Genomic DNA, 16030 nt, shown 5'->3' with positions numbered 1-16030 from the left:
GTGCGCAGACTCCGACCGAGTGTAGTCACGGCAGGGCATTCTGGGGACACGAAGAGTGAAACCGTAAAGGCAAGGGGAACACGGTGAAGGCACCACACTCGGCGCCCTGCGTCGAAGAAGCGGAGGACACGGTGAAAGAATTGCGCGCGGCGCTCGCGGAGGCCGGAATTACTCTTCCCTCCCTCGGGCTCGACCCGGTGAGTCTTGCGCGGGAGGCACCGTGCCCGCTCGTCGAATTGGGGCGGTGTTCCGTCGAGACCGCGCAGCGCCTCGCGGCGGTGCTGCGATGACCCACCCGCATCCGCACCCGTACCCGCCCGTCGGGGCCTACGCCATCGACACCCGCACCGGACGCGTCGGCCTAGTCATGGGCCACGAGGGACCGTACGTGCAGATGCGACCGTACGGCGGCGGGCGGGAGTGGGACGCCCAGCCGGGTGACGTACGCCACGCCACCCCGGCGGAGCGCCTCAGCGCGGCGACGGCGTACACGAACGCCAGAAGCAGGGGCGAGGTGCCCTGACGCATGCGCGAGAATGGTCCGCATGAGTCTGTTCCGCGACGACGGCATCGTGCTGCGCACCCAGAAGCTGGGTGAGGCGGACCGGATCATCACGTTGCTCACGCGCGGTCACGGCCGCGTACGCGCCGTGGCGCGCGGGGTGCGGCGGACGAAGTCGAAGTTCGGGGCGCGGCTGGAGCCGTTCTCGCACGTGGACGTGCAGTTCTTCTCGAAGGGCAGCGAGCTGGTCGGGCGCGGGCTGCCGCTGTGCACGCAGAGCGAGACCATCGCGCCGTACGGCGGCGGGATCGTGACCGACTACGCGCGCTACACCGCCGGGACGGCCATGCTGGAGACGGCTGAGCGGTTCACCGACCACGAGGGCGAGCCGGCGGTGCAGCAGTACCTGCTGCTGGTCGGCGGGCTGCGGACCCTCGCCCGGGGCGAGCACGCGCCGAACCTGGTGCTCGACGCGTTCCTGCTGCGCTCGCTGGCCGTGAACGGTTACGCGCCGACCTTCGGGGACTGCGCGAAGTGCGGTCTGCCCGGTCCGAACCGGTTCTTCTCGGTCGGATCGGGCGGTTCCGTCTGCGCCGACTGCCGGGTGCCCGGCAGCGTCGTACCCTCGCCGCAAGCCCTGGAACTGCTCGGCGCGCTGCTTGCGGGAGACTGGGGCACGGCGGACGCGGCCGAGCCGCGGTACGTCCGGGAGGGGAGCGGACTGGTCTCCGCCTACCTGCACTGGCACCTGGAGCGGGGACTGCGCTCCCTGCGGTACGTCGAGAAGTAGGAGAGAACTGAGATGGCGGTACGCGGGATCCTGGGGCGGCAGCGCCGGGAGTACAGGACGCCGGAGCCGCACCCGTCCGGCGCGCGGCCTCCGAAACTCGGCGAGCTGGTCCCCGAGCACGTGGCGATCGTCATGGACGGCAACGGGCGCTGGGCCAAGGAGCGCGGGCTGCCGCGCACCGAGGGGCACAAGGTCGGCGCCGAGCGGGTGCTGGACGTCCTCCAGGGCGGCATCGAGATGGGCGTGAGGAACATCTCCCTGTACGCCTTCTCCACCGAGAACTGGAAGCGGTCGCCCGACGAGGTGCGCTTCCTGATGAACTTCAACCGCGACTTCATCCGCAAGACCCGGGACCAGCTCGACGAGCTGGGCATCCGTGTGCGCTGGGTGGGGCGGATGCCCAAGCTGTGGAAGTCGGTGGCCAAGGAGCTGCAGGTCGCGCAGGAGCAGACCAAGGACAACGACCGGCTCACGCTGTACTTCTGCATGAACTACGGCGGGCGGGCCGAGATCGCCGACGCGGCGCAGGCGCTGGCGGAGGACGTGCGGGCGGGGCGGCTCGACCCGTCGAAGGTGAACGAGAAGACGCTCGCGAAGTACCTGTACTACCCGGACATGCCGGACGTGGACCTGTTCCTGCGGCCGAGCGGCGAGCAGCGGACGTCGAACTACCTGCTCTGGCAGAGCGCGTACGCCGAGATGGTCTTCCAGGACGTGCTGTGGCCCGACTTCGACCGGCGCGACCTGTGGCGGGCCTGCCTGGAGTTCGCCTCCAGGGACCGGCGGTTCGGCGGAGCCATCCCGAACGAGGAGCTGCTCGCCATGGAGGGCAAGCAGGCCTAGGGCCCGTCCGGTGCGGCGGCCGGGTGCTTCGGGGGCGTGTCACGCGCGGGGTGCGGTGGCCGTCCGGGCGTGCTGCTCATGCTGGCGCCATGCCCGAGCCCTCCGCCGCCCCGCCCGACGTCCGGCGTACGGCGGTCATGACCGTGCTCACGGTGCTCGCGGGCGCCGTGGACGCCGTGAGCTTCCTGACCATGGGCAAGGTCTTCTGCGCGCTCGCCACCGGCAACGTGCTCTTCCTGTCGTTCGCGCTCGCGGGGGAGGGGGACGTGCCGGTGGCGCGGCCCGCCACGGCCATCGGCGCGTTCGTGCTGGGTGCCGCGCTGGGAGCCGTGCTGCTGGCGTGGCTCGCGGGGCGCGGGCGGGCCTGGTTCGCGGCCGGGCTGGCCGGTGAGGGGCTGCTGCTGGTCCTGGCAGGTGCGGTGGCCCTCGGGCGGCACGGCACCGGGCCCGCGGCGGTCGGCGGGGCGGACCTCGTGGTCGTCGGGACGGTCGCGCTCGCCATGGGGCTGCGCGCCTCCACCGCGCTGCGCGTGCACGTGCCGGGAATGCCGACGCTGCTGAGCCAGACCGCGATCGCGCAGCTGGTCAACGACGTGCTGCGGCGGCCGCGAACGGTGCTGCGCGGCATGTCCGGGCCGCAGCGGCTCGCTCGGGCCCGGTGGACGGCCACCGTGGCCGGGATCTTCGCGGGCGGCGTGCTGGGCACCCTGCTGCTGGTGCCGCTGGGCACCGGGCGGGCGCTGCTCGTGATCGCCGCGGTGGTGCTGCTGCTCGCGGCGGGGAGCCTCGCGGCACCGCGGAAGGTGCCGGGCTCCCCCTAGGCCTTCCGCTCTCCGGCCGCGCACTCCGCGCAGGTGCCGAAGATCTCCACCGTGTGCGCCACGTTGACGTAGCCGTGCTCGGCGGCGATGGCCTCCGCCCACTTCTCCACCGCGGGCCCCTCGACCTCGACCGCCTTGCCGCAGGTGCGGCAGACCAGATGGTGGTGATGGTCGTCGGTGGAGCAGCGGCGGTAGACGGACTCGCCCTCGGCGGTGCGCAGGACGTCGACCTCGCCGGCGTCGGCGAGGGACTGCAGGGTGCGGTAGACCGTGGTGAGCCCGACCGAGTCGCCCTTGTGCTTGAGCATGTCGTGGAGCTCCTGCGCACTGCGGAACTCCTCGACCTCCTGCAGCGCCGCCGACACGGCGGCCCGCTGCCGGGTGGCACGGCCCTTCACGGGCGGTCCAGCGGTCGTCACCGGATTCCTCCTCACGTCTGCGGCTTGCCGGGCCATTGTGCCAGCCCGGCCCGCCGGCAGTCAGACGCCGATCTCGTCCCCGGCCCCCCGAGTGCCCGGAATCTTGCACTCCGCCGGATCCGCGGCGGGCTGTGCCGCGGTGGCGGCCCGCGCGCGTCGCCTCGCCAGCGGCGCGGCCAGCGCGGTCAGCAGGACGAACGCGCCGATGGTGAGCAGCACGATCGTCGCGCCGGGCGGCACGTCCTGGTAGTACGACGTGACCGTGCCGCTGATCGTCACGGTGACGCCGACGGCGACGGAGACCGCGAAGGTGGCGGCGAAGGAGCGGGTGAGCTGCTGGGCGGCGGCCACCGGGACCACCATCAGCGCCGACACCAGCAGCAGTCCGACGACGCGCATCGCGACCGTCACGGTCACGGCGGCGGTGACGGCGGTGAGCAGGTTCAGCGCGCGCACCGGCAGACCGGTGACCCGGGCGAACTCCTCGTCCTGGCTGACCGCGAACAACTGGCGGCGCAGGCCGAGGGTGACCAGGACCACGAAGGCGGCCAGCAGGCAGATCGCGGTCACGTCGGACTCGCTCACCGTCGACAGGGAGCCGAAGAGGTACGAGGTGAGGTTGGCGTTGGAGCCCGTCGGCGCGAGGTTGATGAACATCACGCCGCCGGCCATGCCGCCGTAGAAGAGCATGGCGAGGGCGATGTCGCCGCGGGTCTTGCCGTACCAGCGGATCAGCTCCATGAGGACCGCGCCGAGGACGGAGACCAGGGTCGCCATCCACACCGGGGACCAGGTGAGCAGGAAGCCCAGGCCGACACCGGTCATCGCCACGTGGCCGATGCCGTCGCCCATGAGGGCCTGGCGGCGCTGGACCAGGTAGATGCCGACGGCGGGGGCGGTGATGCCGACCAGGACGGCCGCCAGCAGCGCCCGCTGCATGAAGGCGTAGTTCAGGATTTCCATCAGCTCAGCAGTCCCGTGCGGATCGGTTCGGCGCCCGCCGGTGCGTGCGGGTGTACGTGGTCGTGTCCGGGCAGGGCGTGCTGGCCCACCGCCTTGGGGGGCGGGCCGTCGTGCACGACGCAGCCGTCGCGGAGGACGACCGCCCGGTCGATCAGGGGCTCCAGGGGACCCAGCTCGTGCAGGACGAGGAGGACGGTGGTGCCGGCGGCGACCTGGTCGCGCAGGGTGTCGGCCAGGACCTCCTGGCTGGCCAGGTCGACTCCCGCCATCGGCTCGTCCATGATCAGCAGCTCGGGTTCCGCGGCGAGCGCGCGGGCGATCAGCACCCGCTGGTGCTGGCCGCCGGAGAGGGCGTTCACCGAGTCCCTGGCGCGGTCCGCCATGCCGACCAGGCCGAGGGCGCGGCGTACGGCCTCGCGGTCGGCCTTGCGCAGCACGCCGAAGCGGGCGCGGGAGAGGCGGCCGGAGGAGACCACCTCGGTCACCGTGGCGGGTACGCCGCCCGCGGCCGTGGTGCGCTGCGGGACGTAGCCCACCCGCGCCCAGTCGCGGAAGCGGCGCCGCGGGGTGCCGAACAGCTCGACCTCGCCGGCCGTGACCGGCACCTGGCCGATGACCGTGCGCACGGCCGTGGACTTGCCCGAGCCGTTGGCGCCGAGCAGTGCCACGACCTCGCCGCGGCCCACGGTGAGGTCGATGCCGCGCAGGACGGGGCGTGAGCCCAGCTCGGCGCGGACGCCGCGCAGGGAGATGACAGGCTCGTCGCTCACGATGCCCTCCGTAACGATCGAAACGCTCACTTGGCGCCGAGGGCGGCCTCGAGCGCCTTGAGGTTGGACTGCATGACCTCGAAGTAGTCGTCGCCCTTCGACTTGTCGGTGATGCCCTCCAGCGGGTCGAGCACGTCGGTCTTCAGGCCGGCGTCCTTGGCGAGGGTCTTCGCGGTCTTGCCGGACACCAGTGTCTCGTAGAAGACGGTGGTGACGCCGTCGGCCTTGGCCTCGTCCTGGAGTTCCTTGATCCGGGCGGGGCTGGGCTCGCTCTCCGGGTCGAGGCCGTTGATGGCCTCCTGGGTCAGGCCGTAGCGCTCGGCGAGGTAGCCGAAGGCGGCGTGGTTGGTGAAGAAGACCTTGGTGTCGGTGTTGGCCAGTCCGTCCTTGAACGAGGTGTTCAGGCCGGCCAGCTTCTTGGTCAGCGTCTCCGCGTTCTTGCGGTAGTCGGCGGCGTTGTCCGGGTCGGCCTTCTCGAAGGCCTTGGCGACGCCCTCGGCGACCTCGGCGTACTTCACCGGGTCCAGCCAGATGTGGGGGTCGCGGGCGTGCTCCTCCTCGGAGTGCGCCTCTTCGGAGTGCTCCTCGGCCGCGTGCTCCTCGCCCTCGTGCCCGTGGTCGTGGCCGTGGTCGTGCTCGACGTTCCCGTGGTCCTCGAGCTTCGTCAGCGTGGCCGCGTCGATCTTGGTCTTCACGTCGGACTGGGCGACGGCCTCGTCCACGGCGGGCTGGAGGGACTTCAGGTAGAGCACCGCGTCCGCCTCGCCCATCTGGGCGGTCTGCCTGGCGCTCAGCTCCAGGTCGTGCGGCTCCTGGCCGGGCTCGGTGAGGGTGCTGACGTTCACGTGGTCCCCGCCGATCTGCTCGGCGAGGAACTGCATCGGGTAGAACGACGCGACGACGTCGAACTTGTCCGTGTTGCCCGCCGCCGCGCTGTCGCTGGAACAGGCGGAGAGGGTCCCGAGGCCGACCGCGGCGGCCGCGGTGACTGCTATGCCGGATATGTTGCGCCGTCGTACGTTCATGGCATTCATTTTCAACAAATATGGAAACCGTTGTCAACTAACGGCCGGTACGTCGGGGAGAGCCCCCGATTTGGTCGAGGGGCGGCCCACGCCGGTAACCTGAAGCATTCTCTGGAAGCATCTCGCTTCGTCGCCCGTCGTCGTAATGAAGAGAGCACCGTGGCCGCCGACAAGATCGACACCATCGTCAGCCTGAGCAAGCGCCGTGGCTTCGTATTCCCCTGCAGTGAGATCTACGGCGGTCAGCGCGCCGCCTGGGACTACGGTCCGCTGGGTGTCGAGCTCAAGGAGAACCTCAAGCGCCAGTGGTGGCGCTACATGGTCACCTCGCGCGAGGACGTCGTCGGTCTCGACTCGTCCGTGATCCTGGCCCCCGAGGTCTGGGTGGCCTCCGGCCACGTCGCCACCTTCACGGACCCGCTGACCGAGTGCACCTCCTGCCACAAGCGGTTCCGCGCGGACCACCTGGAGGAGGCCTACGAGGAGAAGAAGGGCAAGGCCCCGGAGAACGGCCTCGCCGACCTCAACTGCCCCAACTGCGGCAACAAGGGCACCTTCACCGAGCCCAAGCAGTTCTCCGGTCTGCTCTCCACCCACCTCGGCCCGACCCAGGACAGCGGCTCCGTCGCCTACCTGCGGCCCGAGACCGCGCAGGGCATCTTCACCAACTTCGCCCAGGTGCAGACCACCTCGCGCCGCAAGCCGCCGTTCGGCATCGCCCAGATGGGCAAGTCCTTCCGCAACGAGATCACGCCCGGCAACTTCATCTTCCGCACCCGCGAGTTCGAGCAGATGGAGATGGAGTTCTTCGTCAAGCCGGGCGAGGACGAGAAGTGGCAGGAGTACTGGATGGAGCAGCGCTGGAACTGGTACACGGGCCTTGGTCTCCGTGAGGAGAACATGCGCTGGTACGAGCACCCGGCCGAGAAGCTCTCCCACTACTCCAAGCGCACCGCCGACATCGAGTACCGCTTCCAGTTCGGCGGCAGCGAGTGGGGCGAGCTGGAGGGTGTCGCCAACCGGACCGACTACGACCTCTCCTCGCACGCCAAGGCCTCCGGCCAGGACCTCTCCTACTTCGACCAGGAGGCCGGCGAGCGCTGGACGCCGTACGTCATCGAGCCGGCGGCCGGTGTCGGGCGCGCGATGCTCGCCTTCCTGCTCGACGCGTACATCGAGGACGAGGCGCCGAACGCCAAGGGCAAGCTGGAGAAGCGGACCGTCCTGCGGCTCGACCCGCGCCTGGCGCCGGTGAAGGTCGCGGTGCTGCCGCTGTCCCGCAACCCGGAGCTGTCGCCGAAGGCCAAGGGGCTCGCGCAGGCGCTGCGGCAGAACTGGAACATCGAGTTCGACGACGCCGGGGCGATCGGGCGCCGGTACCGGCGCCAGGACGAGATCGGCACGCCGTTCTGCGTGACGGTGGACTTCGACACGCTGGACGACAACGCGGTGACCGTGCGGGAGCGGGACACGATGAAGCAGGAGCGGGTGTCGCTGGACCAGATCGAGGGGTACCTGGCTTCGAGGCTCGTCGGCTGCTGAACGTCCGGTTCGGCTGACGTACCAGGGGGCTCCGCCCCCTGGTACCCGGCCTTCGCCCACCCACCACCCGAGAGGGGTGGGCGCCCCGGTCGGGGAGGGGAGCGGTCCTCGTCGTCGGCCGCCCGTGATTGGCCCTCGATACGGGACCCGCAGTGGTCCTGTGCCGGGGGCCGTCGTGTCGTCAGGGTGGTGAGCCATGAGCATCGCGTTTCTGCTGACCGCCCTCGTGGTCGCCGCGACCCCCGGCACCGGGGTCGTCTACACCCTCGCCGCCGCCCTCTCGCGTGGGCGCCGGGCGAGCGTCGTCGCCGCCCTCGGGTGCGCGCTCGGGATCGTGCCGCACCTGCTGGCCACCGTCACCGGCGTCGCGGCGGTGCTGCACGCCAGTGCCACCGCGTTCCAGGTCCTCAAGTACGCCGGTGTGGCCTACCTGCTCTACATGGCGTGGGCCACCCTCCGGGACAAGGAGGCGCTCGTGGTGCCGGGCGAGGAGGCGGCCGGGCCCGTTCCGGCGGGGCGGGTGATCCTGCGCGGTGTGCTGATCAACATCCTGAACCCGAAGCTGACCTTGTTCTTCTTCGCCTTCCTGCCGCAGTTCGTGGACCCGGCCGAGGCCGGCGCCCTGCTGCGGATGCTGCTGCTGGGCGGCGTGTTCATGCTGGTGACGTTCGCCGTGTTCGCCGGGTACGGGGTGCTGGCCGCGTCCGTGCGCAGCCACGTCATCTCCCGGCCGGGGGTGAGGGCGTGGCTGCGGCGGAGCTTCGCCGGGTCGTTCGTGGCGCTGGGGGCGAAGCTGGCGTTCACAGCGCGGTGAGCGGCGTCAGCGGCCCTGGAGGGCCTTGACGTTGTCGCCGAAGGTCCAGTTCTTCGAGCCGTCCCAGTTGAGCGACCAGGTCATCAGACCCTTCAGGGCGCCGCCGTAGTGGTTCCAGGCCTGGGCGACCTGGGACGGCGTCATGTGGCCGCCGCCCGCGCCGGGTTGGGCGGGCAGGCCGGGGACCTGCTTGTCGTAGGGGACGCGGATCGTGGTGCCCTGGACGACCAGGCCCTTGTCCAGGCAGTCGGTCTGGGCGGTGAAGCCCCGCACCGTGCCGGCGGAGTAGGAGTCGCCGGCGCAGCCGTACATGCTGCCGTTGTAGTACTGCATGTTCAGCCACCAGAGGCGGCCGTTGTCGGCGTACTTCTTGATGATCGGCAGGTAGGCGCCCCAGATCGAGCCGTAGACCACGCTGCCGCCGGTGACGTACGCGGTCTCCGGTGCCATGGTGAGGCCGAAGTCCGACGGCATGCGGGCCAGGACGCCGTCGATGATGCGGATCAGGTTGGCCTGGGAGGCGGACAGTCGGCTGATGTTTCCGCTGCCGGTCAGACCCGTCTCGATGTCGATGTCGATGCCGTCGAAGTTGTACTTCTTCAGGATGGGGACGATCGTCTCGACGAAGCGGTCGGCGACGGCGGTCGAGTTGAGGTCGATGCCGGCCGTCGCGCCGCCGATGGAGAGCAGGATGGTCTGCCCGGACGCCTTGGCCGCGCACATCTCCGCGGGCGTCGCCACCTTCACGTCCCGGTCCATGCCGTCCTCCCACAGGGCCGTTCCGTCGGGGAGGATCACCGGGAAGGCCGCGTTCAGCACGTTGTAGCCGTGCGCGCCGATGCGTGAGTCGGTGATCGGGGTCCAGCCGAAGGGCGGGTGGACGCCGTTGGCGGCGCCGTCCCAGTTCTCCCAGTAGCCCTGGAGGACCTTCCCGGTGGGCTTGGGCTTCACGGCACAGGTGTCGGCGGCGGGGGCGGGCGCGGCCGGGGGAGCGGCGGACGCCGTGGTGGCGCCGAGCGGGACGAGGACGGCGGCCGCGAGGGCGGTGGCGAGCAGGCGGATCTTGCGGCGGATCATGCGGGGCCTCCCGGTGGGGACGGTGAGGTTCCTGTCGTAGGCATGACAGTGATCTGGTCCAGACCTTTCGTCAAGAGGTCTGGACCAGAAACGGTGCTCAGCGAAGGATGCAGAAGGGGTGCCCGACCGGATCGGTGAGGACCCGCGCCTTGTCCCCGTGGGGCTGGTGGTCGGGCTTGTGCGCACCGGACTCCAGCAGCCGGGCCTCGACTTCGTCCAGGTCTCCCTCGACCCGGAAGCAGATGTGCAGTTGCTGGGGAACGGTCTGGCCCGGCCAGCTCGGTGCGCGGTAGCCGTCGACGCGCTGGAAACCGAGGAGCAGGCCGTGTTCGCCGTTCAGGCCCGCGAAGTCGGGGTTCGAGTCGGGGTGCCGTGCCAGGCCGGTGGCCTGCTCGTAGAACGCCGCCAGAGCCGGCGGGTCGGGGCAGTCGAGCGTGATCGCGACCAACTTCATCCGCGGGGGCATGGCGTCTCCGGATCTCTCGGTCTCTCGGTGGTGGGTCTCGGACAGGAACCCTAGGGGCCTCGGGCGCGGCCTCGGGGCCGATCGGCCCGCGGAGCGACTTCGCCGGGATGAGCGCTCGAAGTGCGGGAACCCGGAGATGTGCGGAAGGTGATGTTCCAGGGTTTCGACAGCACGCACAGGGCGAGGACGAACAGTCATGGCTGAGCAGAAGTCGGCGCAGACGCTCCCGCGGCCGTTGCACGCGGCCGCCTCGGCGCTGCGGAAGGTGCCGGGCGCCGGGACGGTCGGGAGGGCCGCCGAGGGCGCCCTCGACAGGATCGGCGCGGTGTCGCCGCGCGGCAGGCGCGCGGTCGTGTACACGGGGGCCGGGGTGCTGGGCATCGCCGGACTGGTGGAGTGGCCGGTGGCGCTCACCGCGGGCGCGGTGGCGTGGCTGACCCGGCCGCGGCCGCAGGAGTCGCCGGAGGCGGACGCCGCCCGGGTGCTCCAGGACGGGGAGGCCGGGGAGGAGAAGACCCCCGCTCGGCGGAGTGCCGCCAGGAAGACCGCCGGCACGCAGGCCGCCGCCCGGAAGAGCCCGGCCGCGAAGTCGGGTGCCGCCGGGTCGGGTACGGCCGGGACGAGCGCCGCGAAGGCCGGTACCGCCAAGAAGACCACGGCGAGAACGAGCGCGGCGAAGAAGAGCGCCACCGCGAAGAAGAGCGCCGCCGGCAAGAGCACGTCGGCCGCCAAGAGCACCGCCGGCCGCCGGCCCGCCAAGAAGAGCGCCTCCGCCACCAGCCCCGCCAAGAAGGCGGCCAAGAAGACGACGGCCGGGGCTTCCAAGGCGAAGGCGTCCGCCGGTTCCGGGGGCGCCCGGAGCCGGAAGTCGACCACCTCCACGCGGAAGGCGGGCTGAGAGACAACGATGGTCGGTGCAGGACTTCTGACGCGGTCGCAGGACGCCGTCACCGGATTCGTGCTGGCCGGGCCCCGGCTGCTGGCCCGCGGCACCGCACCCGCGGTGGGTGCCGCGGCCGGCGCCGTGGCGGGCACCGCGCGGGCCGGTGTGCGCGGCGCGGACTTCGCGGCGCGGGCGGCGCGGGTCGCCCGTGCCGCGCTGCCCGGGGGCGGCAGCGCCCGGGAGTGGCGGGCCGGGAACCGCGCGCACCTCGCGCTGCGGCCGGCCGCGACGGACGAGGTGCGCCGCGCGGGCGGCACCGAACGCGTCGCGCGGCGGGTCGCGGCGGCACTGGCCGAGCACCCGGACGTGGCACTCGCCTACTGGGACACCGGCCTGGCCCGCCTGGTGGTGACCGCCACCGAGGACGCGCTCACCGACCGGGTGGTGGACCGCGCCACCGAACTCGCCGAACGGCACGGACTGACCCGGACGGAGCAGTCCCCGGACGATCCGGTGGAGGAGCTCGCCCACCCCGGCGACCCGGCCTCCGTACGCGTCGCGGCGACCGCCCTCGGCGCCGACGTGCTGGGCATCGCCGCCGCCATGACCGGCGCCCGCCTGCGGCTGCCGCCCTCGCCGCGCCTGGTGACGGCCGTGGCGACGCTGCTGCGCGAGAACCCGACCTTCCGCGCCTGGCTGCGCGAGCGCCTCGGCGCCCACGGCATGGACGTGGCGCTGGCCGCCGCCAACGCGGCCGTCCACGGCGCCGGGCAGAGCCCGACCTCGCTGTGGCTCGACGGGGCGCTGCGCACCTGCCAGCTGACGGAGGCGGTGACCCGGACGGCGGCCTTCGAGGTGGTGCACGACGGGCTGTGCGTTCCGGAGCGCGGCAGCCTGCCCGCCGACCCCGCCCTGCGCCCGCCGCTGCGAAGCACCCCGGCCCAGGACTACGCCGCCCACGCCTCCACCGGCAGTGTGGCGGGCGCGGCGGCGACGCTGCTGGTCAAGCACGACGTCGCGGAGGCCGCCGAGGCGGTCCTCGCCGGGTCGCCCAAGGCCGCGCGCTACGGGCCCGCCGCCTTCCACGCCGTACTGAGCGCCGCCCTGTCCCGCACCGGAGTGCTCGTGCGCGACCCCGAGCGGCTGCGGCAGCTGGAAATGGCCGCCACGGTCGTCCTGCATCCCAGCGCCCTGCGGGCGCCCGAGGCGGGGGCGGACCCGTGGACCGAGGACGTGCTGGACGCGGCGCGCCGCGCGGGCCTGCGCGTCGTGATGGTGGAGGACCCGGCGCTCGCCGACTTCACCGGCCTCGCGGACCAAGTGGTCAGCGGAAAGCGGCCGTTGCGGGAGGTCGTGGACGAACTGCGTGCCGAGGGCGGCGTCATCACCGTCGTACGGCCCCGGCCCGGCGACGACGGTTCGGTGCTGGCCGGGCTGCTCGGCGGGGACGTGGCCGTCGCGCTGGCCGACGGGGACGCCCCGGTGGCCTGGGGCGCGGACGTGCTCGCCCCGCAGGGCCTGACCGACGTGTGGCGGCTGCTGCGGGCGGTGCCCGCGGCCCGCGGGGTCGGGCGGCGGTCGCAGACGCTGGCCCGGTCCGGGGCCGCGCTCTCCGGGCTGCTGGTGGCGGTCGGTGAGGCGCGCGGCAAGGGCAAGAAGGGGGGAGGGGGCTCCTCGTTGCCGGGGCTGCGGCACGCGCCCGTCGACGTGAGCGCGGCGGCGGCCCTGTTCTCCGGCACGCGAGCAGCGCTGGGCGTGGCGATGGCCCGTGCCCCGCACCCCCGGGCACGGGTGGCCTGGCACACGCTGGACCCCACGGGCGTACGGGAACGCCTGGCGCGGGAGAAGGAACCGGAGCCGTCCCTCGCCGAACAGCTGACGGCGCGGATGAAGGCGGCGGCCGACCGGGCGGGCCGGGTGCCCGTCCTCGCGCCGGTGAAGTGGACGTGGCAGCTGGGGCAGGCCGTGCGGGGCGAGCTGGACGACCCGCTCACTCCGGTGCTGGCGGTCGGGTCGGCGGCCGAGGCGATCCTCGGCTCCGTCATGGACGCGCTGCTCGTCGTCGGCGCGCTCGACCTGAACGCCCTGGTCGGCGGTTTCCAGCGGCTGCGGGCCGAGCGGGCGCTGTCCGGGCTGCTCGCGCAGCAGAAGCAGAAGGCGCGGGTCTCCGAGGAGGAGACGCACGACCCGTCGGCCGAGCCCCGGGTCGTGGACGCGACCAAGCTCCACCCGGGCCACATCGTCGACCTCAAGGCCGACGACGTCGTGCCGGCCGACGCGCGGCTGCTGTGGGAGGACGGCCTGGAGGTCGACGAGTCCGCGCTCACCGGCGAGTCCCTGCCGGTGGACAAGTGCGTGGACCCGGTGACGAACGCGCCCGTCGCCGAGCGGCACTGCATGGTCTTCGAGGGCACGACCGTGGTCGCCGGACGCGCCCAGGCCGTCGTCGTGGACACCGGCGAGCACACCGAGGCCGCCCGGGCGGTCTCGCTGGCCGCGCGCACGCCGTCGGCGGCCGGTGTGCAGGCCAGGCTCCAGGAGCTGACCCGCAAGGCGCTCCCGCTGACCCTCGCCGGCGGGGCCGCGGTGACGGGCCTGTCCCTGCTGCGCGGTACGCCGATCCGCCAGGCGGTCTCCGGCGGAGTGTCGGTGGCGGTGGCCGCCGTGCCCGAGGGGCTGCCGCTGGTGGCGACGGTGGCGCAGCTCGCGGCGGCCCGCAGGCTCAGCCGGCACGGCGTCCTCGTACGCACCCCGCGCACCCTGGAGGCGCTGGGCCGCATGGACACCATCTGCTTCGACAAGACCGGTACGCTCACCGAGAACAGGCTGCGGCTGACCCGCGTCGCGGGCCCCGACGGCACGGTCCGCAAGGTGGGCGACCCGGACGCCGCCGACGCCGTACGGATCGCCGCACGGGCCTGCCCCCGCCTCAACGGCGACGGCGCCCGCCCCACCCACGCCACCGACGAGGCCGTGCTCGACGCCGCCGGTCCCGACCCGGAGTGGACGCAGGAGGAGGGCCTGCCCTTCGAGACCTCGCGCGGTTACGCCGCCGCCGTCGGACGGGACGGCGACGGGGCGCCGGTACTGGTGGTCAAGGGTGCCCCGGAGACCGTGCTGCCCGCCTGCGCCGACCTGCCCTCGCACGCCACCGAGGTGGCACACGGGCTGGCCCGCGACGGACTGCGCATCATCGCGGTGGCCAGCAGGCCCCTGCGCAAGGGGGAGAAGGCCGCCGACGTCCTCGAACAGGAGCCGGAGAAGCTGGAGTTCACGGGGATGCTCGGACTGTCCGACGTCCCGCGCGAGACGTCCCCGGCCCTGGTGCACGGGCTGCGCGAGGCGGGCGTACGGCCCGTGGTGCTGACCGGCGACCACCCGCAGACCGCCCACGCCATCGCCGTGGACCTGGGCTGGCCCGAGGACGCGGTCGTGGTCACCGGTGACGAGATCGCCGCCGCCGACCGCACGGCGCGCTCCCGGATGCTGCGCGACGCGGACGTCGTCGCCCGGGTGGCGCCCGAGCAGAAGCTCCAGGTCGTCGAGTCGCTGCGGGACGCCGGGCGGGTCGTCGGCATGGTCGGCGACGGGGCCAACGACGCCGCCGCCATCCGCGCCGCGGACATCGGCGTCGGCATCAGCGCCCGCGGCTCGGCCGCCGCCCGCAACGCCGCGGACCTGGTCGTCACGGGCGACGACCTGCTGGTCCTGGTGGAGGCGGTGCGGGAGGGCCGGGCCCTGTGGCACAGCGTCGCCGACGCCATCGCCATCCTGATCGGCGGCAACGCGGGCGAGGTCGGCTTCGGCATCCTCGGCACGGTGCTGGGCGGTTCCGCCCCGTTGTCCACCCGGCAGATGCTGCTGGTCAACCTCTTCACGGACCTGTTCCCCGCGATGGCGGTGGCGGTGACGGAGACGGGCGACCCCGAGCAGGCCGAGGACGACGCCGGGTCTCCGCTCGGTACGGCGGTGCTGGGCGCGCCCCTGATCCGCCAGATCCGGCACCGGGCGATGACCACGGCTCTCGGCGCGACCGCGGCCTGGCTCTTCGGCCGCTTCACGCCGGGCACGGGGCGGCGCTCGACGACGATGGCCCTGTGCGCCGTGGTCGGCACCCAGCTCGCCCAGACCCTCGCCGACCGCCGGGGCAGCCGCCTGGTCCAGGTCACCTCGCTGGGCTCCGCCGCCGCGCTGGTCGCCCTGGTCCAGACCCCGGGCGCCAGCCAGCTCTTCGGCTGCACACCGCTGGGTCCCCTCGCGTGGGCGGGCGTGGCGGCGGCGATCGTCCTGGCACTGGCGGGACAGCGGGCGCTGCCGGCGGTGGAGGAGGCGGTCGCGAGGTACTGGCCGAAGGTGTCGGAGCGGCTGCCGGAGTTCGCGCGGTGAGTGCGGGCACCTGACCGGTGCCGGGGTGCCGTGCGGTTACGTCGCGAGCGGCACTCCGTGCTCGTCGGCGAAGGACCGGCGGCACAGACCGTGGCAGAAGCCGTACAGGACGCCCTCGTACACCAGCGTGGGCGGGGAGCCGGCGAGGTCGACGGTCATGCCACACACCGGGTCGGTGAGCCTGCCGCGGGTGGGCCGGCGCGCCGGGCGGGCGGGGGCGGTGTCCCGGGACGGGGTGGCGTCACGGTAGGGCCGGGAGACGAGTTCCATGAGGTCCAGACTGCTCACGGCCCTGCCGTGGATGCCGATGCCGCCCTCGGAGACGCCCTCGACCAGGACCACGGCGTCGGGTTCGCGCCGTACCCGCTCCGGGTCGCGGCCGGCGGCCCGTTCGGTCTCGGCCAGGACACCGGTGACGATCTCCACGGTGTCGCCACTCATCTCCTTGCGCCACGGCGCCGGGACGGTGACCCGCACCACGTAGCGGGGCGGGTCCGCCGGGTCGGTGCTGGGGCGTCGGCCGAGGACCCAGGTCGCCGGTTCGTGCACGAGCACCTGGGTGAGCGTGCGCTGGGCGTCGAGGACCTCGGCGGCGTGGCTGTCGTCCTCGGTCATGAGCGTGTCGATGAGCCGTTGGGCCAGGGTCTGCCGTTCCTCGTCGCTCAAGGCGTTCTTGGGTACGAACACGTCGATCAGCAGCATGCGGTGCTCCTGTCGTGCGGCCGGATT

General features: G+C 72.8%; 16 protein-coding genes. 9 read left to right on the top strand and 7 right to left on the bottom strand.

Annotated elements, in window-relative coordinates; genetic code table 11:
- Positions 1–83: 83 nt before the first annotated feature.
- From ACFW47_RS02660 to ACFW47_RS02640, 5 genes are all read left to right on the top strand, one after another.
- Positions 84–290 (top strand): hypothetical protein, encoded by a 207-nt coding sequence (locus tag ACFW47_RS02660; RefSeq protein ID WP_386278878.1) that lies wholly within the window; start codon positions 84–86, stop codon positions 288–290.
- Complete coding sequence (locus tag ACFW47_RS02655; protein ID WP_386304501.1) at positions 287–523, top strand: hypothetical protein; 237 nt, start codon at positions 287–289, stop codon at positions 521–523. The genes ACFW47_RS02660 and ACFW47_RS02655 overlap by 4 nt, the downstream gene beginning before the upstream one ends.
- A gap of 22 nt (positions 524–545) precedes the next feature.
- Positions 546–1292 carry a DNA repair protein RecO gene (gene recO / locus ACFW47_RS02650; protein ID WP_361208293.1) on the top strand — a complete coding sequence of 249 codons (747 nt, stop codon included), beginning with the start codon at positions 546–548 and terminating at the stop codon, positions 1290–1292.
- 12 nt (positions 1293–1304) lie between these two features.
- On the top strand, positions 1305–2135 hold the full coding sequence (locus tag ACFW47_RS02645) for an isoprenyl transferase (RefSeq protein ID WP_386304499.1): 831 nt from the start codon (positions 1305–1307) through the stop codon (positions 2133–2135).
- A gap of 89 nt (positions 2136–2224) precedes the next feature.
- The gene (locus tag ACFW47_RS02640) at positions 2225–2956 is read left to right on the top strand and encodes a YoaK family protein (RefSeq protein WP_386278885.1); all 732 of its coding nucleotides are present in this window, start codon (positions 2225–2227) and stop codon (positions 2954–2956) included.
- On the opposite strand, the gene ACFW47_RS02635 is transcribed toward ACFW47_RS02640, so the two are convergent.
- From ACFW47_RS02635 to ACFW47_RS02620, 4 genes are read right to left on the bottom strand one after another with little or no spacing between them, the layout of a single operon-like run.
- Positions 2953–3375 carry a Fur family transcriptional regulator gene (locus ACFW47_RS02635; RefSeq protein ID WP_386278887.1) on the bottom strand — a complete coding sequence of 141 codons (423 nt, stop codon included), beginning with the start codon at positions 3373–3375 and terminating at the stop codon, positions 2953–2955. The two genes, ACFW47_RS02640 and ACFW47_RS02635, sit on opposite strands and share 4 nt — an antisense overlap.
- A gap of 60 nt (positions 3376–3435) precedes the next feature.
- Positions 3436–4338 (bottom strand): metal ABC transporter permease, encoded by a 903-nt coding sequence (locus ACFW47_RS02630; protein ID WP_386278889.1) that lies wholly within the window; start codon positions 4336–4338, stop codon positions 3436–3438.
- Positions 4338–5108: a metal ABC transporter ATP-binding protein gene (locus ACFW47_RS02625; RefSeq protein WP_386278891.1), complete on the bottom strand. Its 771-nt coding sequence runs from the start codon at positions 5106–5108 to the stop codon at positions 4338–4340. Before ACFW47_RS02625 ends, ACFW47_RS02630 begins: the two co-directional genes overlap by 1 nt.
- 26 nt (positions 5109–5134) lie before the next feature.
- Complete coding sequence (locus ACFW47_RS02620; protein ID WP_386304497.1) at positions 5135–6133, bottom strand: zinc ABC transporter substrate-binding protein; 999 nt, start codon at positions 6131–6133, stop codon at positions 5135–5137.
- 159 nt (positions 6134–6292) lie between these two features.
- Between ACFW47_RS02620 and ACFW47_RS02615 the strand changes: the two genes are divergently transcribed.
- Together ACFW47_RS02615 and ACFW47_RS02610 are read left to right on the top strand one after the other, a co-directional pair.
- A complete protein-coding gene (locus ACFW47_RS02615) occupies positions 6293–7675 on the top strand; it encodes a glycine--tRNA ligase (protein ID WP_386278895.1) in 1383 nt (460 codons plus the stop codon).
- Between the two features lie 196 nt (positions 7676–7871).
- Entirely contained in the window at positions 7872–8489 is a 618-nt protein-coding gene (locus ACFW47_RS02610; protein ID WP_386304495.1) for a LysE family translocator, read from the top strand.
- A gap of 6 nt (positions 8490–8495) precedes the next feature.
- Here the strand turns inward: ACFW47_RS02610 and ACFW47_RS02605 are convergent, their stop codons facing one another.
- Positions 8496–9566, bottom strand: a complete 1071-nt coding sequence (locus ACFW47_RS02605; protein ID WP_386278899.1) for a chitinase — start codon at positions 9564–9566, stop codon at positions 8496–8498.
- A gap of 97 nt (positions 9567–9663) precedes the next feature.
- Positions 9664–10032 carry a VOC family protein gene (locus tag ACFW47_RS02600; protein ID WP_386278901.1) on the bottom strand — a complete coding sequence of 123 codons (369 nt, stop codon included), beginning with the start codon at positions 10030–10032 and terminating at the stop codon, positions 9664–9666.
- A gap of 196 nt (positions 10033–10228) precedes the next feature.
- Between ACFW47_RS02600 and ACFW47_RS02595 the strand changes: the two genes are divergently transcribed.
- Complete coding sequence (locus ACFW47_RS02595; RefSeq protein WP_386304492.1) at positions 10229–10930, top strand: hypothetical protein; 702 nt, start codon at positions 10229–10231, stop codon at positions 10928–10930.
- 9 nt (positions 10931–10939) lie between these two features.
- Positions 10940–15301, top strand: coding sequence for an HAD-IC family P-type ATPase (locus ACFW47_RS02590; protein ID WP_386304489.1), 4362 nt, complete (start codon positions 10940–10942; stop codon positions 15299–15301).
- Between the two features lie 36 nt (positions 15302–15337).
- Here ACFW47_RS02590 and ACFW47_RS02585 read toward each other — a convergent pair whose 3' ends face one another.
- Positions 15338–16003 carry a hypothetical protein gene (locus ACFW47_RS02585; RefSeq protein WP_386278907.1) on the bottom strand — a complete coding sequence of 222 codons (666 nt, stop codon included), beginning with the start codon at positions 16001–16003 and terminating at the stop codon, positions 15338–15340.
- Between the last annotated feature and the right edge of the window lie 27 nt (positions 16004–16030).

This window comes from Streptomyces sp. NPDC058796, from assembly GCF_042745235.1.
Taxonomy (GTDB): Bacteria; Actinomycetota; Actinomycetes; order Streptomycetales; family Streptomycetaceae; genus Streptomyces.
Note: the sequence above shows the minus strand (reverse complement) of the source record. Positions and strands in the feature narration are given on the sequence as shown.